This window comes from Bacillus sp. iso_77, from assembly GCF_056173625.1.
The window spans coordinates 3092669-3114728 of the sequence record NZ_CM149683.1; the positions used below are offsets into that span (position 1 = coordinate 3092669).

Annotated in this window: 21 protein-coding genes and 1 tRNA gene; 4 read left to right on the top strand and 18 right to left on the bottom strand. The window is 40.1% G+C overall.

All coding sequences use genetic code 11. The annotated features are described in order from the left end of the window. Positions 1 to 69: 69 nt before the first annotated feature. The 3 genes from AC0VYC_RS15995 to AC0VYC_RS16005 form a co-directional block, all read right to left on the bottom strand. Positions 70 to 960: an ABC transporter substrate-binding protein gene (locus tag AC0VYC_RS15995; protein ID WP_039169106.1), complete on the bottom strand. Its 891-nt coding sequence runs from the start codon at positions 958 to 960 to the stop codon at positions 70 to 72. A gap of 229 nt (positions 961 to 1189) precedes the next feature. Beyond that, on the bottom strand, positions 1190 to 1654 hold the full coding sequence (locus AC0VYC_RS16000) for a DinB family protein (protein WP_096881887.1): 465 nt from the start codon (positions 1652 to 1654) through the stop codon (positions 1190 to 1192). 310 nt (positions 1655 to 1964) lie between these two features. After that, positions 1965 to 2040 (bottom strand) — tRNA-Arg (locus tag AC0VYC_RS16005). A 253-nt stretch (positions 2041 to 2293) separates the two neighbouring features. On the opposite strand from AC0VYC_RS16005, the gene clpP reads away from it, so the two are divergent. After that, the gene (clpP, locus tag AC0VYC_RS16010) at positions 2294 to 2890 is read left to right on the top strand and encodes an ATP-dependent Clp endopeptidase proteolytic subunit ClpP (protein WP_007500118.1); all 597 of its coding nucleotides are present in this window, start codon (positions 2294 to 2296) and stop codon (positions 2888 to 2890) included. Between the two features lie 55 nt (positions 2891 to 2945). Here the strand turns inward: clpP and AC0VYC_RS16015 are convergent, their stop codons facing one another. Next, positions 2946 to 3524 carry an LOG family protein gene (locus AC0VYC_RS16015; RefSeq protein WP_327862219.1) on the bottom strand — a complete coding sequence of 193 codons (579 nt, stop codon included), beginning with the start codon at positions 3522 to 3524 and terminating at the stop codon, positions 2946 to 2948. A gap of 136 nt (positions 3525 to 3660) precedes the next feature. Between AC0VYC_RS16015 and AC0VYC_RS16020 the strand changes: the two genes are divergently transcribed. Continuing rightward, positions 3661 to 4002, top strand: coding sequence for a MazG nucleotide pyrophosphohydrolase domain-containing protein (locus AC0VYC_RS16020; protein ID WP_039169100.1), 342 nt, complete (start codon positions 3661 to 3663; stop codon positions 4000 to 4002). A gap of 29 nt (positions 4003 to 4031) precedes the next feature. Here the strand turns inward: AC0VYC_RS16020 and AC0VYC_RS16025 are convergent, their stop codons facing one another. Together AC0VYC_RS16025 and AC0VYC_RS16030 are read right to left on the bottom strand one after the other, a co-directional pair. Then, complete coding sequence (locus AC0VYC_RS16025; protein WP_061420267.1) at positions 4032 to 5654, bottom strand: SulP family inorganic anion transporter; 1623 nt, start codon at positions 5652 to 5654, stop codon at positions 4032 to 4034. Positions 5655 to 5691: 37 nt separating this feature from the next. Continuing rightward, positions 5692 to 6273, bottom strand: coding sequence for a beta-class carbonic anhydrase (locus tag AC0VYC_RS16030; protein WP_039169096.1), 582 nt, complete (start codon positions 6271 to 6273; stop codon positions 5692 to 5694). Between the two features lie 565 nt (positions 6274 to 6838). Here AC0VYC_RS16030 and AC0VYC_RS16035 point away from each other — a divergent pair. Together AC0VYC_RS16035 and AC0VYC_RS16040 are read left to right on the top strand one after the other, a co-directional pair. Further along, on the top strand, positions 6839 to 7816 hold the full coding sequence (locus tag AC0VYC_RS16035; RefSeq protein WP_268372669.1) for a 2-hydroxyacid dehydrogenase: 978 nt from the start codon (positions 6839 to 6841) through the stop codon (positions 7814 to 7816). Between the two features lie 180 nt (positions 7817 to 7996). Further along, a complete protein-coding gene (locus AC0VYC_RS16040) occupies positions 7997 to 8485 on the top strand; it encodes a ribonuclease (protein WP_144679154.1) in 489 nt (162 codons plus the stop codon). Between the two features lie 166 nt (positions 8486 to 8651). On the opposite strand, the gene AC0VYC_RS16045 is transcribed toward AC0VYC_RS16040, so the two are convergent. The 12 genes from AC0VYC_RS16045 to AC0VYC_RS16100 all read right to left on the bottom strand — a co-directional run bounded on the left by AC0VYC_RS16045 (position 8652) and on the right by AC0VYC_RS16100 (position 22049). Then, a complete protein-coding gene (locus AC0VYC_RS16045; protein WP_144679153.1) occupies positions 8652 to 9893 on the bottom strand; it encodes a dicarboxylate/amino acid:cation symporter in 1242 nt (413 codons plus the stop codon). A 13-nt stretch (positions 9894 to 9906) separates the two neighbouring features. Beyond that, the gene (locus AC0VYC_RS16050) at positions 9907 to 11217 is read right to left on the bottom strand and encodes an aminotransferase class V-fold PLP-dependent enzyme (protein WP_335350268.1); all 1311 of its coding nucleotides are present in this window, start codon (positions 11215 to 11217) and stop codon (positions 9907 to 9909) included. Between the two features lie 579 nt (positions 11218 to 11796). Continuing rightward, positions 11797 to 12669, bottom strand: coding sequence for a MurR/RpiR family transcriptional regulator (locus AC0VYC_RS16055; RefSeq protein WP_039963728.1), 873 nt, complete (start codon positions 12667 to 12669; stop codon positions 11797 to 11799). 242 nt (positions 12670 to 12911) lie between these two features. Further along, positions 12912 to 13664 carry an arylamine N-acetyltransferase family protein gene (locus AC0VYC_RS16060; RefSeq protein ID WP_335350269.1) on the bottom strand — a complete coding sequence of 251 codons (753 nt, stop codon included), beginning with the start codon at positions 13662 to 13664 and terminating at the stop codon, positions 12912 to 12914. A 39-nt stretch (positions 13665 to 13703) separates the two neighbouring features. Next, positions 13704 to 13961: an HPr family phosphocarrier protein gene (locus AC0VYC_RS16065; RefSeq protein WP_008348124.1), complete on the bottom strand. Its 258-nt coding sequence runs from the start codon at positions 13959 to 13961 to the stop codon at positions 13704 to 13706. Between the two features lie 26 nt (positions 13962 to 13987). After that, a complete protein-coding gene (whiA, locus tag AC0VYC_RS16070; protein ID WP_008348125.1) occupies positions 13988 to 14938 on the bottom strand; it encodes a DNA-binding protein WhiA in 951 nt (316 codons plus the stop codon). A gap of 17 nt (positions 14939 to 14955) precedes the next feature. After that, the gene (locus AC0VYC_RS16075) at positions 14956 to 15915 is read right to left on the bottom strand and encodes a gluconeogenesis factor YvcK family protein (protein ID WP_008348128.1); all 960 of its coding nucleotides are present in this window, start codon (positions 15913 to 15915) and stop codon (positions 14956 to 14958) included. After that, positions 15916 to 16803 (bottom strand): RNase adapter RapZ, encoded by an 888-nt coding sequence (gene rapZ / locus AC0VYC_RS16080; protein WP_024719879.1) that lies wholly within the window; start codon positions 16801 to 16803, stop codon positions 15916 to 15918. 39 nt (positions 16804 to 16842) lie between these two features. Next, on the bottom strand, positions 16843 to 17307 hold the full coding sequence (locus AC0VYC_RS16085; RefSeq protein ID WP_008348133.1) for an 8-oxo-dGTP diphosphatase: 465 nt from the start codon (positions 17305 to 17307) through the stop codon (positions 16843 to 16845). Between the two features lie 358 nt (positions 17308 to 17665). Beyond that, on the bottom strand, positions 17666 to 18616 hold the full coding sequence (gene trxB / locus AC0VYC_RS16090) for a thioredoxin-disulfide reductase (protein WP_029575420.1): 951 nt from the start codon (positions 18614 to 18616) through the stop codon (positions 17666 to 17668). A gap of 234 nt (positions 18617 to 18850) precedes the next feature. After that, positions 18851 to 20224 (bottom strand): C40 family peptidase, encoded by a 1374-nt coding sequence (locus AC0VYC_RS16095; RefSeq protein ID WP_167403837.1) that lies wholly within the window; start codon positions 20222 to 20224, stop codon positions 18851 to 18853. Between the two features lie 364 nt (positions 20225 to 20588). Next, on the bottom strand, positions 20589 to 22049 hold the full coding sequence (locus tag AC0VYC_RS16100) for a tetratricopeptide repeat protein (protein ID WP_203143698.1): 1461 nt from the start codon (positions 22047 to 22049) through the stop codon (positions 20589 to 20591). Positions 22050 to 22060: the final 11 nt, after the last annotated feature.

Consider the following 22060-nt stretch of genomic DNA (forward strand, 5'->3'; position numbering starts at 1 on the left):
GCTAGTATTTTAAGAGGATAGCAGAAAAAAAGACAAAGCCTCCTTTTTAAGTGCTTTGTCTTTTTTCTATTAATTTTTGAGCAGCATTTTTTTAAACGCAGCAGACTGTTTTTCAATTGAGATTGGATCAGCATAGATAAATTCTTTGATTGAATAGGATAAAACATGTCCTTGTTTCACTGCTTTATTCTTCTTCCATACACCGCTACCTGTGATATCTAGATTAGGTGCTTTTCCATCCTTTGTTGGTACAAGTAAATAGTCACCTGTATACTCATTCATCTCTTCTAATGAAATACCGAGATACCCTTCTTTCGGAAGAGCTTTCTCCGCTTTTTCAGGCAGGCTAAATCCATACCCTTGATAGATGACCTCCCCACCGCGGCCAAAGTCTGTACCAAATAAATACACTTGCTTAGGCTGCACATCCATGATAGAGAACGTCTTGTCTTCACCAATTTTTGCTTTGACCTCTTTGCCGTCTTTTTTCAGCTGCTCGTCCATTTCTTGTATTTGTTTTTTGGCTAACGATTCTTTTCCAAGAATCTTTCCGATTTCAATATGCATCTCTTTAAAGCTATGTTCACTTGTTGTGAAAGTAATTGTTTTTGCGATCTTTTTATATTTCTCAACTTGATCATTTTGTGAATACGCAATGATGAGATCAGGCTTCAGTTTGGCGATTGCCTCCACATTTTCTATCGGCACCCTCTTCACACCTGTTTCATCTAAAAAGGATGATTTAGGATAAACATCTGTCATGCCAACAGGTGTCACACCTAACTTTTTAAAATTTCCAAGCTGTGCTGTTAACACAACAATTCGTTTCGGCTTGTCAGGGATGGTGATCTTTTCACCCGTTTCAGTTGTATATGTACGAGTATTTGATTCTTGTTCTTTATTGTCTTTCTGCCCGCAAGCCACCAACAATACTGCCAGCAGACTCATAAACCAAATCATTTTTTTCACTTACGAAACCACCTTTAATTGAGAATGATTATTAATTATAGCATAAATAGTTTGGTATAGATGTAAAGTTTTAGAAGTGAACGCCACACAAAAGCCCCTCTCTTAATGGAGAAGGGTTTGAGAGACCTTTTTCTATCGTGAACTAGGTCGAGCATGAACTCGAAGAACGTATAATTGACATTACTTGAACCAACACGATGGTGATTTGAATTGAGGACAGTTATTCAAACATAGAAATTTTAGGGTCTTTATCGTAACAGTGAACAAGCATAGCGTGTACTTGCCCCCTATGATGATAAACGTGTGCTAATATCTCTAACAACCATTCATACCTTGTATATGTCACACCCCAATAGGAAGTGGTACGAGACAGTAGCTCTGCGTCCGATAATTTCATATAATTATTTTTTAATGCATGAAAATTAGTCATTAAGCCATTTTCTATCGACTTTACAGTTTTATATGCTACATTAGCATAAAATGTTTCCATCTCTTCTTGGGTCGCCTCATTCGCAATACGCCAGTCAGCTTCACAAATGATCGCAATGTGTTCCAGCAACTCTCCGATAGACTGCTTATGAGGTGTTGGTCTTTTTTCTAAATCAGTTTCTTCTAATTGACTTACTATTTTTATCAATGTTTTAACAGCTACTTCAATTTGATGTAAAACACTTTCACAATTCATTAGTGCCTCCTTATTAAGGAATTCTGCCCTTTTCGTTCCTTTTCGTTGAACAAGCTTTGAGAATATTGTTGATGCAATGATTTTACACCAATTAAACTTTACTTGATCGCTATCATAAAGAAAATTTGTCTTTTTAACAATTGTAATCTGTGTTTTTCGATACAAAATGAACTACTTCACTTAAATGCTGATACATAGTGAAGAGTTCCTCTCAATTTACTCACACAACACCACTCATAAAAAACAAAAAAACCCTTTATTTCAAAGGGTTTTCAAGTTCTTTCATAAATGATCCATCGGATCCTATAGACGCGCTCGGAGGGATTCGAACCCCCGGCAGACGTGGTACCGGAAACCACCGCTCTATCCAACTGAGCTACGAGCGCACGATATGTTTTTTGAACGTCAGCATATCAAATTATAAGGGAAATGCTGCAAGAAAGCAATGATTAATCGCTATCCCTGTCGATGCATTTTCTTCATTCCCATACATATACTCATATGATGGTTTGAAGTGGAAGAGTTTTGGGGAAAATGGATAGGGGTATTTGATTTTAGGTCAGCATTTTGTTTGACCTTTATTGACCAAAAATGTATCATTGAATTACATACTTACCTAAAAGGTGAAGGAGGAACATTATGAATTTAATACCTACAGTCATTGAGCAAACAAATCGTGGGGAAAGAGCTTACGACATTTATTCTCGTCTTTTAAAAGACCGTATTATCATGCTTGGTTCTGCGATCGATGACAATGTTGCCAACTCCATCGTATCACAGCTTCTCTTCTTAGAAGCCGAGGATCCAGAAAAAGATATTTCTATCTACATTAACAGCCCTGGCGGTTCGATCACAGCTGGTATGGCCATTTACGATACGATGCAATTTATTAAACCAAAGGTATCAACTATTTGTATTGGTATGGCTGCATCTATGGGTGCGTTCCTGCTTGCTGCTGGTGAAAAAGGTAAGCGTTATGCCCTTCCAAATAGTGAAGTGATGATTCACCAACCACTAGGTGGTGCGCAAGGTCAAGCAACAGAAATTGAAATTGCGGCAAAACGAATCCTTTCTTTACGCGATAAACTGAACCAAGTACTTGCTGAACGTACTGGTCAGCCAATTGAAGTCATTGAGCGCGATACAGATCGTGACAACTTCAAAACAGCGGAAGAAGCACTTCAATACGGACTCATTGACAAAGTCTTGACCCGTAATACAGAAGAACAAAAATAATCACAAAACAAACCGCCTGCTCTTTGAACAGGCGGTTTTTTGTTATGCATCTGTTTTAAGACAGCTCCGTCCATTTCTGCTGAAGAGACGGTGTTTGATAGGAAGCCATCTGTGAAATCAATTCTTCCGGTTCTCCAGAGGCATGCAGCAATTGAAGGTGTGATTCATTCGAAAAACCTTCCTGTACACTGAACGTCACCATGTCGAGGAGCGGTTTGAAATACTGATTCACTTGATACAATCCGATTGGCTTTTGATGGATGCCAATTTGCGCCCAGCATAGCACCTCAAATAATTCTTCGTATGTACCAAAACCACCTGGCATGGCAATAAACCCATCGGCCAGCTCGCTCATTTTCGCTTTTCGTTCATGCATTCCTTTGACTTCAATGAGTTCAGTGAGCTCTTGATGCACAACCTCTCCTCTAAAAAGCCCTTGTGGCATGACTCCGATCACTTGCCCGCCGTTTTTTAACACCTCATCCGCTATAGCTCCCATTAAGCCAATTCGTGAGCCGCCGTATACAAGACGGATTCCTTGCTCTGCCATATAAGCCCCTAGCTCGACAGCTTTTTGTTTGTAGATGTCATTCACACCTGGATTCGAACCAGCAAACACACAAATCGTTTTCATCAAAACAGCTCCATCTCTCTCTATGATTTCTTCACCCACTCATTCTACTATAATTCATTGTAAAGAAACAGCCACTCCATCTATATATAGTGTAAAATTAGAAGATGAACACCATATAAGGAGCTGTATAAAGAGAATGCAAACAACTGAAATGGAAAAATGGATCAAAGATTTCTACAAAATGAGAAATTGGACAGAATACGGGCCGTTTATCAGGTTAGGTTTCCTGATGGAAGAAACAGGAGAACTCGCTCGTGCAGTCAGGGCGGTCGAAATTGGACGCGATCGACCTGATGAGAAAACACAGGAGGTCGCCGCGTTAAGAAAGGACCTTATTGAAGAAATGGGGGATGTCTTAGGAAATCTACTAGTTCTAGCTGATCTCTATGATGTAACAGTAGAAGAGGTCTTCTCTTCCCATCAACAGAAACTTACACAACGGTTTTCTAGTGAAAAAGAGCAGGTAAAAAGCACGTGACCGACATGTCACGTGCTTTTTTTAGCCTTTTATAGCTGCTGTGGTGAAATATCATCCGTTCGTTCAAAGAAATGCTGCTTTCCAATGTGATGGAAAAGACCGGTACGATGCAAAAGCTCTTTTGGCTGTGATTGAAGCCCTACAATCATCAATTTTCCATTGTGATGCTTTAATCGATTGGAAATGTTCATCAGAACCGCTTCTGCTGAGGTGTCCATATAATTCACTTTGTTCATAAGCAAAATGAGTGTTTTCGGCTTTGTCTGAACATGATCCAAAATCGAATTTTCCAATGAATCGGTTGTACCGAAAAAGAGTGGCCCTTCAATCGAATACATACTAATCCCTTTCTGATCGGTCTCCCTTTCTAAGGCAGCCGCCGTTTCGATTTGAGGAACAGCGACATTTGTGTGGATATTTGTTGTCTGGCTCATTTTTTTGATAAAGGCGATAAACGCTAAAATGAGACCTGCAGTCACGCCAATAATCAAATCACCGATGACCGTCAGCAGGAAGGTCACGACGAGCACAAGGGAATCCGCATTTTTGACTTTGACAATATTGATAAACTCTTTTTTCTCACTCATATTCCACGCCACAAACATCAAAATCGGTGCCATGGCAGCAAGCGGAATCATCGATGCATATGGTGCAAATAACATTAAGATGAGCAAGACGACGACACCATGCACGACTCCTGAAATGGGGCTTGCTCCGCCATTTTTAATGTTTGTTGCCGTACGAGCAATCGCTCCAGTCGCTGGAATCCCTCCGAAAAGCGGTGCCGCCATATTGGCAATTCCTTGCCCGACGAGTTCTTTATTGCTGTCATGCTTTGAGCCTTTCATATTATCAGCAACCATAGCTGACAAGATGGACTCCACGCCGCCCAAAAGCGCAATGACAATAGCCGGCGGCAGCAGATAAATTATTTTTTCAATCGTTAATTCAGGGAAAGCGAAAGTTGGCAGCTGACGAGGGATTTCGCCATATGCAGAGCCGATGGTTTCAACTTGTCCTTGAAAAAAGAGAACAGCTATAAATGTTGAAACGAGTAGACCTAATAGAGCACCAGGTATTTTGGGAATGTATTTTTGTGCCGCCAAAATCACGATGAGCCCAACAATCGCTGTGAGAATGGCGAGACTGTTTGCGGTACCGAGATGGACCACGATTTCTCTCATATTGAGGAAAAAGCTTTCATGCTTTTCAACACCCTTTAATCCGAGGAAGTTGGCAATCTGTCCTGAAAAAATAATGACAGCAATGCCAGCAGTAAAGCCGATGATAACCGGACGAGGAATAAATTTCATGAGCTTTCCTAGTTTGAATATTCCGAATAACACAAGCAAACAGCCTGCCATAAAACCAGCAATGAGTAAGTTTTCAATACCGTACTGGCTGACGATCCCGAATAAAATTGGAACAAATGCCCCGGTCGGTCCGCCGATCTGATACTTTGAACCACCAAACAATGAAATCAAAATGCCAGCAACGATGACTGTGTATAATCCGTATTCTGGTCCGACACCAGATGCAATGGCAAAAGCCATGCCTAAAGGAATTGCCACAACGCCCACGACAAGCCCAGCGATTAAATCGCGTCTAAACTTTGATGAATCATAACCTTCAAATCTTCCATAAAAACGCATGGTATGTGTTGGCCTCCTTCAAGTATGTGTAGATGATTTAGGTATATTGCGGGTCAATCTGTTTATCTTTTATAACGACATCCAGCTTTCCTGTTGCCGGATGAATCACTAGTCCATGAACAGCTACATCACTTGGCATGAGCGGGTGCTCTTTGACTAATTTCACACTTTGAGATACGCTCTCTTCCACTGAATCAAAGCCTGTCAGCCAGCCCTTTAAATCGACACCTGCGCTTTTCACAATGCTCAAACACTTTTCCTCAATTCCCCGTGCTTTTGCCTTTTCAAGTAAAGGGTCTGCCGCAAGGCCTGCCATTCCGCATTCATGATGTCCGACAATGCATACTTCCTCTGCTTTCAGCTCATAAATGGCTAGTAAAATACTCCGCATGACACTGCCAAATGGATGTGTGACGATGGCTCCTGCATTTTTAATGATTTTCGCATCACCGTTACGAAGCCCCATGGATTGGGGTAATAATTCCAACAGGCGTGTGTCCATACAAGTTAATATAACCAATTTCTTCTCAGGAAATTTTCCCGCCTTGAAAGGCTCATACTGTCTCTCTTTCACAAAGTCTTCATTGTGCTGAAGAATCTGTTCTAATGTTGATCCCATCCTGTCATCTCCTATCTTTTTTAAGTGATTGTAACGCCTTACCTGGCCTCCTTTTCCCTTGTGTGTTCTCAAGCATAGAGAAGAAAAATGATAGAAAAAAAAGAAAAAAATGAGAAAACGATGAGAGAATATGTAAGCATTTTCTCTATTTTGCTCTTTGTTCCGCTTCAGCACAGGGGATATGCGGCTTTTGCTTACAAATGATGGCTCTCATTTCACCAAAAGACGATGAAAAGGTTTAGTAGAAAATGACCATCCCGTTTAATACACTGCAAATATAATAAATTTTCTATCAAAAAGTCTCGATCTTTTTTCCAGTTTGTCAGATTATCTCTCGAAACATCTAGCATTTTTCTATGACTCATCTACTAATCACTCGTTTTTCTACATCATAAAAAGACATCAGATGGCCATGTCATTTACTCTTTCACTATAAAAATCTCTCCTTTTCAGTTATTTCAGTATATTAAATATTGAGCAGCTCATATTCAAACGTGTACTGCCAAAATGGTTGCTTTATAATAAAAAGAGAAAGATGACCATGTGAAAGGAGCGAGTTGTGATGATGAAACCACATATTTTTGTCGCCAAACCCTTACCTGCCGCTTTTGAAGACATGTTAAAAGAACATTGTACATATGAGGTATGGCAGTCAAAGGATCCGATCCCAAGAGATCTATTATTTGAGAAGCTGCAGAAGGCTGATGGCCTTTTAACATCTGGTACGAAAATTGATCAAGATTTATTAGATCATGCACCCCAACTCAAGGTGGTGAGCAATAATTCAGTCGGCTATGACAATTTTGATCTAGAAGCCATGAGACAAAGAGGCGTGATTGGTACGCACACGCCTTATACACTCGATCATACCGTTGCTGATCTTGCCTTTTCGCTCATTCTCTCTTCTGCGAGGAGAATTGCCGAGCTTGATCGTTTTATCCGCAAGGGAAAATGGACAAAATTTGTTCAAGAGGAAGATATATTCGGCATTGATGTCCATCATCAAACGCTTGGGATCATTGGGATGGGACGAATCGGTGAGCAAGTAGCCAAACGAGCCGCTCATGGTTTTGATATGAACGTCCTCTATCACAACCGGAGCCGGAACGAGAAAGCCGAATCGGCATATGGCGCTGTATATTGTGCACTGGATGACTTGCTGAAGCAAGCTGATATCATTGTGTTAATCACACCGCTGACGGATGAGACGTACCATATGATAGGAGAGCGGGAATTGAAATTAATGAAGCCGACAGCTTTATTCGTGAACATCTCCCGCGGAAAAACCGTCGATGAGAAAAGCCTCATTCAAGCACTGCAGGAAGGGTGGATTAAAGGAGCTGGTCTGGATGTGTATGAGCAAGAACCGCTTCAGGAAGATCATCCTTTCAAAGAGATGGACAATGTCACGCTTGCCCCGCATATCGGTTCCGCTACTGAAACGACAAGAGATCTTATGCTGAAACGAGCCATTCATAATGTGCTTCATGGAATTGACGGCAAAGCCCCTGTTGATATTGTGAAGGAGCTTGCCTCATCTTAATTGAAAAAAGGCGCAGGGAACTGCGTCTTTTTGTTTACGTCATCTAGAGACAGTAGGTCAAAAAGCCTCATTTTTTCCAATCTCCTGATTCTTTACATTCTCTTCATATGCCGGTGCTATAATATGAGGTAGACAAGCATCAAGAGGACGGCATCCCATTTCCTTTTGAGGAGGATCAAGATGAAAAAAATAAGTTCGATTTTTACTCTGTTCGCTCTGATTGCTGCCATTCTGTTTTCTGGATTTATCCCGCAGCAAGTCCATGCAGAAACACCACTTACACCAACAGCCACAAATGAGACTGCTTCCGTACAGCTTGCACCAGACCTTCGTACCCTTGCCGTCATTAATACCTTTGATGGTGTAGCAGATTACTTAATCCGCAATAAACGACTACCTGATAATTACATCACCAAATCACAAGCGAGCGCCCTCGGATGGGTGGCATCAAAAGGAAATTTAGCTGAAGTCGCGCCAGGCAAAAGCATCGGTGGAGACGTATTCTCTAATCGGGAGGGACGCCTTCCATCCGCTAGTGGCCGTACATGGCGTGAAGCCGACATCAACTACGTCTCCGGTTTCCGTAATGCTGACCGCCTAGTATACTCAAGTGACTGGCTCATTTATAAAACAACCGATCACTATGCGACATTTACGAGGATTCGTTAATCAATGAAAAAGACAGCCCTTTGATGAGCTGTCTTTTTTATCATGTTTGCTTGCGGGCTGCAAACGTTGTGTCAATTGATATTGCTAAATGAGATATATCACTAGGCAATCATGTTATTTTCAATAAACAGAATATTAAGTTAATTATACCTTTACATCAACTCGTTTAATATTTTATATCGTTTATTTTATTCACATTTAGTTGTTCATCTTCAATCATATTTTCACTACGCGCAATACACAGTGTACTGACTACGTCACCTGTCACGTTAAGTGAGGTGTGTCCCATATCGATGATTCTATAAATCCCAGCAATCATTCCAACTATCTCCATAGGGAGTCCTAATGTAGTTAACAGCATAATGGTCATAACGATACCACCTCCAGGAATCCCGGGCGATCCAACTGATATTAAAGTTGTCATTAATATGACTAGTAGTTGCTGGCTAATTGGCATCTCAATCCCATATATTTGGGATACAAATATGATGGCAGCAGAGTAATACACAACGGCACCATTCATGTTCATCGTTGCTCCAATAGGAAGGGTAAATTGCGCTAGTTCCTCTTTCACCTTAAAATCTTCTTTCGTCACAGAAATAGTAACAGGTAATGTTCCAGAACTGCTTGTCGTACTCGCAGTCACTACCCAAATTTTACCTATTGACTTAAAGAACTTGGATAAGGGAATTTTCGCTATGAATTTTAACATAAACAAGTACATCAAAATGATGACAGAAATCAAACCGATATAATCAACTAAAATAAATTTGCCTAAAGGCCCAAATATCCCCAAACCGTATTCCCCAATCGTACAAGCCATTAAAGCAGCCACACCTATAGGTGAAAATGCCATGATGATTCCTGTCATTTTATACATTACCTGTGTACCTTCTTCAAAAAAATGTCTAAGGGTGACTGATTTGTTTCCTATTAAAACGATGGATATTCCCAAGAAAATGGAAAAGATGATAATTTGCATGAGATTTCCTTCTGCTAGAGCCTGAACAGGATTTGATGGAAATAGACCTAATATTGTCTCTCCAAAAGTAGGAATATTGGCAGCTTTATATTCGGACGATGTCTTGATACTATCAATATCAATTCCATTCCCCGGTTTAAATATATGCGCAACCAAAAGACCGATTCCACCTGCTATTAAAGTCGTTCCAATATAATAAATCAGCGTCTTTGTTCCGATTTTCTTTAATTTTTGAACATCACCAATACTAAAGATTCCAGAAGTGATGGAGAAAAAAATGAGCGGAACCACGATCATTTTAATGAGTGTTAAGAATATATCCCCAATAGGTTTAATGATTAATATTTTTTCTTTAAAGATTAAACCTAGCAATATACCGATGACAAACCCAATAAATACTTTTGTACCGAGACCTAATTTCTTCATTAGTAGTTCCCCCCTAGTTGATGAGTTTGCTCATTCTCTTCGTTTCAGATAACTCTTTGGTTACACATAAAAATTGATCGATGTCCTCTTCTGTATGACAATGGAACGGTGAAACCCTTATCGCACCAGTTAATCCAATGGCTTCGAGTATACGTTTTGAGTAGACACTAGTATTCACTCGTTCATAAACGGTAATTCCTCGATCTTGATAATCCTTTCTTAGTTGTTCATCCTCTATCCCTTGAATTCCCATCGCAACGATGAGATCTCTTTTCGTTAAATCAGGGTCATCCGCAAAAACTTTTACGTTCTTCATATATCTCAATCCCTCGATCTGATCACTGCCTTCAAGAAGTCGATGGAGTAGTGCTCTTTCGTGAAGAACTATTTTTTTCATACCCTTTAGATACTTCTCTCTTCTAGACATTTCTCCAATACTGTCGTACGAACCCAGCCAACATACATAGTCGATAACAGCTGACATAGATGCAAATAGCGAAGGTGTTGGTGAACCAAGTTCCCATTCACGATCATCCTTTGCTATTAATTTTTGATGTGGAAGTTTCGATAATCTGTCTGAAACATAAGCGAATCCAATACCTCTTGACGCCATAAACTTATATGGTGCAAAGTTTGCTCCATCTATACCAAGCTTTTCTACATGAAGAGTCCCATGCGGCATATGCTGGACTGCATCAACAATAATATATAAATCTGGTTTTTTCTTTCTAGCAGCTTTTATCATTCCTTCAAGATCCATGATATTTCCTGAAATATTACTGGAAGCAATGACGCTTAACAAAATCGTATTCTCGTCAATTTTATCAGCGATCGCTTCGGGATCAACAAAGCCTGTATTCACATTTGCTTTAGCAACTCTAAATTCTTTATTGTTCTTTTGACAGTAAAATTCTAATGAGTCATACGCAGAAGGATGTTCAATATTAGTCGTGACGGCATTCGTTCCCTCAACATTTTCAATAATAGTTGAGACCATTTTAAACATGGCTTGAGAAGCTGTTAAATCTGTTATTAAAGAACCTGACTCAGCTCCGAACATGACACTCAATACATCACTCTTACATTTGTCCATCACATCATTCAGATCTGTTGCTCTTTGATGGTACCTTTCTGGACAATCCGGTAACAAATCAATCTTTTCTTTCACCTTGATGGCTTCCTTTAACCTTAAAGAGCCTCCTGAATTATCAAAAAAAAGTCTTTCCCCATAGTCTGGGTCAAAGGATAGAAACGAAAATTTTTCACGTAATTCCTTTAATAGCTGCTGATCCATTAATTTCCCTACTTTATAATCATTCAACATACTTCCTCCTCTACAACACAGAAAATGTTTTTTGAAATTCTTCAAAATAATATAAATGAATAATTTTCTTCATCATTATGATGATATAAGCTTCTTTTTCTGTCAGTTATCTTGTTAAAAAACATGACGGGTTTTTTTCACACTAAATATTTCTTCCAAATCACTTGAATTAATACACTTTATAGAAATCAGCATGAAGAACCAGTCACACAAGCAAGCGTTTTCATTTATTCTTTTTTTAAAAAATATGAAGAATTTATTTCATTTTGATTTTATCATAACCATTTTGTTAATAACAATATTTTTTGAAATTTTCAAAAAATATAAGTTTATCATTTCCTAGTCCTGTTCCATTTTTTATCTTCTCAACACATGAACAGTTTCTCAGAATTTCTCCATTAGTCATGTTGTAAAGTAAACAAACAATAACCCACCAATTAGAAAAACTGGTGGGTCGTTTTTTGCGGATTTACTTTATTGGAGTCATACATGATTGTAGTCATACAAGCTTGACCTCCCTTAAAGAATTCAAATACACCTGCAAAGGTCAGATCATATTTATATCAACTATACTTTTTATTAATACATACCAAACTGGCTAATATGTTTATTAATTCTTTCTAATTTTTCCTCACTATGAGCGACTGTCGCTCGACTGACATGTGTACATATTAACTCAGCTAAAAATAATACAGGTGTGTAAGAATTGAAGAATGCATTACTATCCACTGAAACTAAAAGTAGGACATCAGCAAAATGTGCTATAGGTGCTGTGGCTTTATCAGTAATGATGACAACTTTCGCATTGATTTCTTTTGCCATTTTGGCTGCTGCAAAGTCTACTTCAGAGTATCTTGGGAATGAAAAAATAAGGACACAATCATCCTGACTACATGAAGCTAAGGAATCAAACGGAGTAAACGATTGTTGACTATTAATCACTACATGATCAATGATCTGATTTAGGAAAACTCCCATTATTTCGGTTAACCCAGTTCTAGCTCTACTACCTAAAATATAAACTCTTCTAGCGTCAATGATATAATTGATTGCCTTGTTAAACTCTTCAGATGAATTTTTCTCTGAAATAGAATATATATTTTTTTCAAGAATTTTTAAATTGTCATTCAGTAAATCTGACTGTATCACTTTATCATAACTTAATTTTAATCTTTCAGAGGGAATGGTCACATCATCAGAAATGGCTAAGCTTTTGTCATAGTACTGTTCTCTAAGATATTTTTGAAAGTCACTATATCCAGAAAAGCCTAACTTTTTCGGGAATCGAACAACTGTAGCATTACTCACTTTTAATCTATGAGCTAGTTCTATTGAAGTAACAAGACATGCTTCTCTTACATTATTTAAAATGTATTCCGCTATTTCTTCTTCCTTTTTTGTTAGTTTAGTGTTGCTTATCATTGTTTTCAACGATTTTTGCGATACATCCATTTGGCATCCCTCCATGTTCACTTATATTGATTCATTATATTAGGGGAATAGAATGATGAAAAGCACTTGATAAAGTACGATACTAACCCCGGCTTTTTTGACAGCAATTATGAGCGGTGAGTCATACGCCTAAAGGGGGAATTCAGCTAGGCAAGCCGGGGTGCACATTTAACATTCGTGAGTGCGACAGTAGGTACAAGAGTTTGCCTATCCGCAAAGACAACCATTCAAGCAAACTGTCTCTATGATTTAGGCGCAAGAAGTGTTTGTACATATACTTCAAAAGGTTGAGGAAGCAAGTTTTTCGATACTTCTTCCTGTTCATGTATTGTGACATGATCCTCTGTCACGATCACACGACCTGTTGGTGTCAGTTTGGATGCAAGCAGCCTTTTGTTAAAAGGAGAGGCTTCATTTTCATAAATCTCATGCCGCAATTGCACAAGTGTATCTTCACCGACTTCTTTTAATGTGAAAGCATAACCTGTTTCAGCACCTGCTCCCCTATCCAATTGGAGTAAATGGGTTCCTTTTTCTGTTTCCTCTGCGTTCACGCGAAAACGAAGGGACGGTGCTTCCACCCATTCACCTGTAAAAGGGACGGGCTGAAGGGGTAAATTCACACCAAATCCTGCATCAATGAGGTAGCGCTCATGGTGATGTTGAAGGACGATGGCTACATGCGTCCCATCCAGTGCCCACTTCTCTGCTTCTTTGTTATATACGGTCCCTTGAACGAGCTTTACGGCGAGACCTGCCTCTTTTAAGACATAATATAAGAGCGGATTGAGGTCATAGCAAAGCCCACCTCTGCTGCCTTCCAGAAGATGATGCTTCAAACCTTCTTGATCCAAAGCATAGGCGTGTTTACCCACCACAGATCTATTTTCAAAAGGAAAGGTATAAGCCATCTTCCTTAGTAAATCCGGTAATTGATCAAACGTAATGGACGCGGCTTCATATCCAATTTTCCGTAAAAAGGCTGATTGAATCACAACTTTCCCTCCTAAAAAAACTGAGCCCTTGAAAGAGACTCAGTTTTCTTGATTGATAAAATCCGTTAACGCATCGATGGCTTCTTGTTCATCTGCTCCATCAGCTATTAGTTTGACGGTGACCCCAGAGCTGATCGCAAGACTCATCAGTCCCATAATACTCTTCGCATTGACCTTTTTCCCATCTTTCTCTAGAAAAATATCAGCACCAAAACGATTGGCTTCTTGAACGAACAAAGCAGCCGGACGTGCCTGCAAACCCGTTTTCAGCTGAATTGTGACCGTTTTTTCCACCATATGATCTGCCTCCCTTTTTTATTTCCCTATTTGAGTGTAACAGCTTGTCCGTTTCTTAATTGTTCTGCAATTTGATCTAGCTTTCTTAAACGGTGATTAATGCCTGATTTGCTGATCTTGCCGCTTTCCACCATTTCGCCAAGTTCCTTTAGTGTGACTTCTTGGTAGTCAATACGCAGTTGCGCAATTTCACGCAGCTTATCTGGCAGGGCGTCTAGTCCAATCTTTTCGTCAATGAATTGAATATTTTCAACCTGGCGCAGTGAGGCACCGATCGTTTTATTCAAGTTTGCTGTTTCACAATTGACGAGCCGGTTCACAGAATTCCTCATATCTCGGACGATGCGCACGTCTTCAAAACGAAGCAATGAGTTATGAGCACCCACAACACTTAAGAATTCCGTAATTTTCTCCGCTTCCTTCATGTATGTGATAAAGCCTTTTTTGCGTTCAAGTGTTTTACTGTTAAGATGGAATTGATTCATGAGCTCACAAAGAGCATCATTATGTTCTTTGTATAGTGAAAAAATCTCAAGGTGATACGAAGAGGTTTCTGGATTATTCACAGAACCTCCTGCTAAAAAAGCACCTCTCATATAGGAACGCTTGCAACATCTTTTCTTCACAAGTTCTTCTGAAATGTTGCGTTCAAATACAAATTGTTCACCTAATATCTTTAGGTCCTCTAAAATGGTTTTCGCTCGTTCTACCAGTCTGACAATATACACATTATTCTTTTTTAATCTCATTTTTTTACGAACGAGCAGCTCGACAGTCACATCGTATTTCTTTTTCAAAAGGGTATAAATACGTCTTGCAATGGCTGCGTTCTCTGTCTGTATATCTAAAATCAATTTTCGATTAGAAAAAGATAATGAACCGTTCATACGGATGAGGGCAGAAAGCTCTGCTTTTGTGCAGCAGTCCTTCACTTCCAGATTAGTCAGCTCTTTTTTTGTTTCGGATGCAAATGACATCCTTGCCACCCCCATTCCTATTTTTTCTGATGCAGCAAATCGACAAGCAGCGCAGCTACTTTCAACGTATCATGACGAATCACATGCTGGTCATATGTAATGATTTCCCCAGGGATGACTTCTAGTCCCATGGCTTTGAGTACATCTGTGTCGAATTGTACAGGCTGCGCCTGTTCTTCTGCATATTTTGCTTTGATTTCTTCTGGAATTTCTTTATTGTTCACAAATATCGTATCGATAAATGGTCGGTCCATATGATCGTTTAGTGCCTGCACATGATCAGCTGCACTGTAGGAAAGCGTTTCCCCTGGCTGTGTCATGACATTGCAAATATAGACTTTTTTCGCCTTAGAACGAATGACTTCTTCGCCAATATGCGGTACAAGCAAGTTTGGCAAGATACTTGTATACAAGCTGCCAGGTCCAAGGACGATCAAGTCGGCTTCACGAATGACTTGAATCGATTCTGGGAGCGGCTCAATCGTATCGGGTGTGAGGAACACTCGTTTAATTCGCTCACCATAGGTTGGGATTTTTGATTCTCCTGTTACCACTTGCCCGTTTTCTAATTCCGCATGAAGAACAACACTTGAATTCGCTGCTGGCAATACTTTTCCTCTCACATTTAAGACCTTGCTCATTTCTGTGACGGCATGAAAAAAATCACCGGTTATATTCGTCATAGCCGCAAGAATGAGATTGCCGAGAGAGTGGCCTGTTAAGTCATTCCCTTTATTAAAACGGTGCTGAAATAAATCTTCTACAAGCGGTTCGACATCAGAGAGTGCCGCAAGTACATTTCGAATATCGCCTGGAGGCGGAATATTCAAATCATGTCGCAGTCTGCCTGAGCTGCCTCCATCATCAGCTACCGTCACAATGGCGGTAATGTCCACTGGCTTTGTCTTTAATCCTCTAAGTAAAACAGATAAGCCAGTGCCTCCGCCAAGAATGACAACCTTTGGTAGTGTCGTCATCTATTTTCTGCTTCTCTTTTCAATGTCCCGGTGAGTGACATGTGTATAGTAGTCATTTTTAAAATACTCCGATAAGTAGTTCGCTAGCGTCACAGATCGGTGCTGTCCGCCTGTACAGCCAATGGCGATCACCAGCTGACTTTTCCCTTCTCGTTTATAGGACGGAAGCATAAAGCTGAGAAGGTCGATTAATTTCTCCGTGAACTTTTGCGTTTCACTCCACTTCATGACATAGGAACGTACTTCTTCATCGTTTCCAGTCTGTGGACGCATGCTCTCAATATAGTAAGGATTCGGCAGGAATCTCACATCAAATACAAGATCAGCATCAATCGGCAGACCGTATTTAAAACCGAAGGACATCACATTCACTGTAAACACCTGCCCTTGGCTCGTGGCAAAGTGTGCGACAATTTTTTCTCGAAGCTGTTTGGGTTTTAAATCCGATGTATCAAAAATCATTTGAGCCCGGCCTTTTAACTCTTCTAACAGATCGCGTTCCATCTCAATTCCTTCGAGCGGCAAACCTGTTGTCGCAAGGGGATGAGAACGTCTCGTTTCTTTATATCTTGAGACAAGCACCTTATCGTTTGCATCTAAAAATAGAATCCTTGGTGTGATCCAGCCGATATCACTCATCTCATCTAAGGCAGCAATTAAGCTATCAAAGAATTCGCGTCCGCGCAAATCCATCACAAGGGCCACCTTGCTCATCTTTGAATTGGATTCCTTCATGAGCTCTAGAAACTTCGGTAAAAGTGATGGCGGTAAGTTATCCACACAAAAGTAACCTAAGTCTTCAAAGCTTTGGATGGCAACGGTTTTCCCCGCACCTGACATTCCTGTAATAATCACAAGCTGAATATCATCTTGTTTGTGCGTATTCATGCCTGCTCCCTCTCCTTCTTTATGAAAACGGTTCATTTATTAGTCTCCTTGAGGATCTAATCGATAAGCAATCAGCTCAAAATCTGGTGTATACGTAAAAGTGCCGTGGAGAAGTCCTTTCCCTTTCAACATGAAGTCAAGAATATGGGAATCTCCTGGAGCCATCGGCAAGCTGGGCACATCTTTTACATCATGCCATTTTAAAATGCCTTCCTCCGACTCTGATACGTTTTTTCCTGTAAAGGAATCTGCCATAAAGGTGAACATCATCCACTCTTGAACGATTTGATCGCCTTCTTTTATGATAAAGGTAAACACGCCTTTTAGCTGCGGATTTAAAATATAAATGCCTGTTTCTTCTCTAAATTCTCGAACGACTGAATCCTTGACCGATTCTCCGCTCTCCATTTTGCCGCCAGGTGCTACCCACCAGCCTCGTCTTGGCTTTTGCAGCAAGAGAACTTGATCTTCGTGATGCAGCACACAATTGGTTACTCGTTGCATCAGCTGTCACCTACTCTTTTATGTCTTTTTCTTATTATACAGGTTCATCATGACTCCCACAATGAACATGCCCGTTCTTCACTGAAAACAGACAGGTTTTCGTATGAATATGGTGACGGGCACTTTATCTATTCTTTATTTTACAACATCTAACGGTTCTCCATGCGTCATTTGTGAACATCTCGTGAATTTCTGATTTTAAGCAAAAAAAAAGGACACGGATTCACATCCGTGCCAAACATGTATTCCTTATAAAAGGGGGTCAATTACTAGTTTCATCATAACGGATAATTGTTTCACCCGTGTTACATTCCAGTTAAAAGCCCGTGACGCAATATTAAGGATTTACGACAGCTGTTTATTTCATTGCTTTTAGCTTTTCAGCAAGCTCTTCTACATAATGCTGTGCACTCTGTGCTGCAATACTTCCATCACCTGTTGCTGTGACGATTTGACGAAGTGTTTTCTCACGAATGTCTCCAGCTGCGAAGATTCCTTCAACTTTTGTTTCCATTCTTTCGTTCGTCTCAATGTAACCCTCTGCATTTGTAATCCCTAGATTTTCAAATGGTTTAGACAGCGGCAGCATACCGATGTAGATAAAGACGCCATCTGTTTTGAAGTCTTCTTCCTCACCTGTCACGGTATCAATTAATGTCACACTGCCGACTTTCCCGTTCTCTTCATTGATTTCTTTAACGGTTTTGTTCCACATAAAGTCGATTTTTTCATTATCAAATGCACGTGCTTGTAAGATGCTTTGGGCACGTAGTTTGTCGCGTCTATGGACAATTGTGACTTTAGATGCAAAGCGAGTGAGGTAAACACCCTCTTCTACTGCTGAGTCTCCTCCGCCAATCACGACAAGCTCTTTGTTTTTAAAGAAGGCACCGTCACATACAGCGCAGTATGACACGCCGCGGCCGCCAAGTTCTTTTTCGCCTGGTGCACCAATTTTTTTGTATTCAGCACCTGCCGCAATAATGACAGAGCGTCCTTTGTATTCTTTGGAACCAGCTTTGACGGTTTTGTACTCTTCACCATCTACAATTTCTTTAATATCGCCATACGCATACTCGGCACCAAATTTCTTTGCATGCTCAAACATTTTATTTGAAAGTTCCGGCCCTAAGATGCTTTCAAAGCCCGGATAGTTCTCGACATCTTCCGTATTCGCCATTTGGCCGCCTGGAATTCCTCTTTCAATCATCAGTGTTGAAAGATTTCCCCGTGATGTATAAACAGCGGCTGTCATTCCGGCAGGACCCGCTCCAATGATGATCGTATCGTAGATTTTTTCTTCTGACACAACTGTCACTCCCTCTTCAATTGCTGCTAGCATTTCTTATTAGAATGCCCTTGGGTGATGCTTCCATTCATGACAGAGAGCATCATTTCCACTCTTAGCTTTTATTCCTTACCCATATCCTATTAAATCTGCGGGTAATAAGCGAATCATTTGCTCATATCTTCAAAAAAAGAAAAAGCTTCCTTAAACTGCTGTTTAAGGAAGCCTGTTTACGGTTATATAGTAAGTAATGATTTATTCAACGACTCTTCTTACAACGCCATTGAATGCTTTTTTCCAGTAAACGTTGCTCATAGAGTCAACTGAAACACCGCGAGAGCTATTATCGTTCAAGAATGTACCGTTTCCTAAGTAAATACCAACGTGTCCATTTACTTTATACGTATCAAAGAACACAAGGTCTCCGCGTTTCATGTCAGATGCACTTACAGCTCTTCCTTTACCTACAAGCGTATCTGTTGTTGTACCGCCAACTGGTCCAAGGTTGATGCCTGCTGATGCAAATGCCCAGCGAACGAATGAAGAACAGTCAAAACGACGTGCGTCAATATCGGCTTGTGATCTGCCGCCGCCCCATTTATATGGAGATTGTCCTACAATCGTAGAACCTGTGCTGATTGCACCTTCGATACCGCCTACGTTATTGCTGACAGGTGATCCACCGCCAGAAGATGGCTTTTTGCTTGGTGAACTGCTGCTATTGTTATTTGAAGATCCACTGTTATTTGAAGAAGAACCGCTGTCGTTATTAGAGCTGTTGTCTTCAGCTTGAACAGCTGCTTGACGCTGCTGTTGTCTTTGTGCTTTTTCTTCTTTTGCTTTTTGAGCAGCTTCTCGTGCTTCTTTTTCAGCTTGTTTTTGAGCAGCGATTGTTGCGTCTTTTTCAGATGCAATGCTGTTTGCCTCAGTGTTTAACTCGCTGATTTGAGAAGAGGCACTTCCTTTTTGCTTTTTCACTTGCTTGAATAGCTTGTCTTTCTCATCAAGCTGTTTATTTAAGTCTGTTTGAAGTGTTTCAAGCTTTGCAAGCGTCTTTTGAACATCTTCAAGCTTTGTGTTTAATTCGTTTTCAGACTTTTGTAATTCCGCTTTGTCTCTTTCTTGTTCTTTAATGATTTCGCTGTCTGCGTTGATTAATGTAGATACAGCACCTGCACGGCTGATGAAATCGCTAAAGCTTTTTGCTCCTAGTAATACATCTATGTATTTCGTAGAACCACCGCTTTCTTGAAGCGCACGTACACGCTTTTTCAAGAATTCGTTTCTTTCTTCGATACGTTTTTCTGTATCAGCAATTTCTTTTTTCAGTGCTTTGATTTCTTTTTTTGTTTTTTCGTTTTCTTTTTGTTTTTCTTCGATTTGATCACTTGTTTTTAAAGCTTTTTCGTCAATTTCTTTTAGCTTTAGCGCAAGTGCCTCTTGTTTTGCCTCAAGCTTTGAAAGCTCTTCTTTTTTCTTTTGAAGATTCTTGTTTACCTCTGACTGCTTGCTGTCTAGTTCTTGTTTCTTTTGTTCAAAGTTCTGTGCATTTGCTTCATGAGTAAATGGAATAAATAAACCGCTCGCTCCAATCACCGAAGCTAAACCGAAAGTAATAAACTTTTTCACGTATAGTTCCTCCTTTGACAATTTCCCAAGCGACATGAGAAAGCAGCAAATTCTCTGCGACCAATCTGTGCTTCCTGTGTCTTTCTTCCTGATGATTCAGTCAGATGTTGACCAGATTGTTTCTATCACTAGGTGTTGCATTATGTATAGTAAAATATTTAAATATATGTCTTTGTTTTAATCCACGAGTTTCATTATACATGACACATCGACAAAATGAGCTAATATTTTTATTACATTTATGTTTCAAATAGATGTCGAGATTGTCATACTTCGCCAAATCCTAGCAAATCCCACCTTTTTATCCAAGAAAAAAGCATGACCTTTTCGGCCATGCTGCTGTTATCTGAATCTATTTACCTATTCAAACCATGAACGCACAAATAATATCCTCATATTTTGACAGCGTTTGAACGCTGATCTGAAAAGAAGCTGCGATCTCTTTTTTGCTGACAGCTGATTCTTCTTGTTCATTCATCCATAGATAATAAGAAGCTGCTGCCCATGCAATGGCATTTTTCTTCTCCACGCCTGAAGCGCGTGCTTGCTGAATAATATGGAATAACCAAAAATATGGCATGTGGCTATCAGGCTGCACCGCTTCTTCCAAAGCAGATGCCGCCTGTTTTGCGAAGACCGCATCTTCTGAAAACGATCGTTCTTCCATTTGATCTTCAAATAAAAGTAACTCAATAAACTGCTGTTCAAAGGCCGTTTTCGCAGCGCGGGAATCAAGAACAGATTGCAAGACGTCACGTTCACCTTTTTGTTTGCTGACATAGTAGGCAGTGAGTCGTTCCTCAATTGAAACCATTGGCTCAGACTCCTCTGGTTTATCTTGCCACGGCTTGATTTCATCTGCATCAATATCTTCTTCCACCATCTTATCCCAGACGGTTTGCGCCAGCGTTTTGTGGCCCGTATAATAGGCTGCACTTGCCAGCCAGTATAAAAACGTACTATCACCTTGGAAACCTGTTTTATACAAAGAATAAAGCCATTTAAATGCCCATTCAAATTCTCCAACAAGGGCAAATGTCGCGCCAAGCTTATAACGCTGTTCACTTAATATTGGATACACGTGCGTTAATTGCTTCGCTAACAGATTGACCTTTTCTTCTTCTTTTTCATAATGATAGAAAACAAGCTGATTACAAAGGGCATGCAGATTACCGGGATTTTCATGAAGGACCCGGTTCAACATTTCTTTTGCCTGATCGATTTGGCCAGAATAAAAATAGGCCAAAGCGAGATTATTATACGCTGACCAAAACTCTGGATACTCAACAATCATCTGTTCCAGCATCTCGATTGCTTCATCCAGCCTGCCGCTTTCTAGCAAATGGTTGGCTTGATCCTGCTTTACAATCAGATCATCCTGATCATAAGGAAAATCTTCATCAACATCGTCACTCATATCAAGCAGATCGAGGAGATCGTCATTTTCATCTGCAAATTCCCCGTCTTCTTCCAGCGCAGCATAAGCAGTGGCGCATCTATATGCCTCTTGAAACAAACCGAGATTCGCATAATTATTGGCTTTAAAGTAGTGACACTCTGACATATTCTCATCCAAGTGTTCAAGGATAAAATCAAGCAGTTCATTTGATTGTTGGTAATGACCCATTTCAGTATAAATAATGGCAAGCTGCGACAGCATTTCTACATTTTCAGGCTCAAGTACGATGGCCCGCTGTATCAGCTTACTTGCCCTAGACAGATTTCTTTCTCTATATGCTTTTAGACCTTTATGAAAAAAGTAATGCCCATCTTGGAATAGCTGGACGACTTGTGTGTGATTATTTTGAGAAGTGTATTTACTCACCGATACCCTCC